This is a genomic window from Shigella sp. FC1661 (assembly GCF_001712525.1).
Taxonomy (GTDB): Bacteria; Pseudomonadota; Gammaproteobacteria; order Enterobacterales; family Enterobacteriaceae; genus Escherichia; species Escherichia coli.
The window spans coordinates 1-706 of record NZ_MDGW01000416.1; the positions used below are offsets into that span (position 1 = coordinate 1).

Genomic DNA, 706 nt, shown 5'->3' on the forward strand with positions numbered 1-706 from the left:
CTTTCTGTTCCATAACAGGTGTCCACTAGTTGAAAAGGTGGGCACCTACGTTACCAATACAGGCTTAATGGCTACATACGGCGGTCAGTTTACGCTTACCTCTGATTTGAGGCTCTGTTAATTCCTTCTTTCTGTTGGCATAAAGGATGGCGTCAAGTTGAGCGAATGAAACTGAATCGGGCAATGGCCATGCGATACCGGATGCAAGAAATCGCTGAAAAAGCGTATGTATTGTGGAATGACTGAGACCCAGACGCTGAGCGATGGCCCGGATGGTCAGTTTATCTTCAAATCTTAAACGCAGGGCATCAGGCAAATAAGAACGGAAGCAGGGAATATCTTTTGTTGTCTGGGAATTCATCGTTCGTGTCCATCAATATAGATGGGCGTGATTGTTGCCAGACAGGACAATTTTCACAAGACGTCGCTGATGGGGCGCTTACATTAATCCCGTACTCTCTGGCCAGTTGGGCCACGCAGGCCCCTAGCTGGTAAGATTTTTCAATAAGATCAAGCTTAAACTCCATAGAGTCATAGAGTAAGAGGCACGAATCCTGCGGGGGCGAAGAGAATCTGACATTGATAGAGTCCATTAACGTTATAAGAGGTGAACCGCCCCGGGAATCCTGGAGACTAAACTTCCTGAGAAAGAGGTAAACAGGATGACTAAAAATACTCGTTTTTCCCCCGAAGTCCGTCAACGGGC

General features: G+C 46.9%; 1 pseudogene. It reads right to left on the bottom strand.

The annotated features are described in order from the left end of the window. Nucleotides 1-100: 100 nt before the first annotated feature. A pseudogene (locus BFF42_RS19270) lies at nt 101-361 on the bottom strand (helix-turn-helix domain-containing protein); the annotation flags it as partial. Nucleotides 362-706 lie beyond the last annotated feature (345 nt).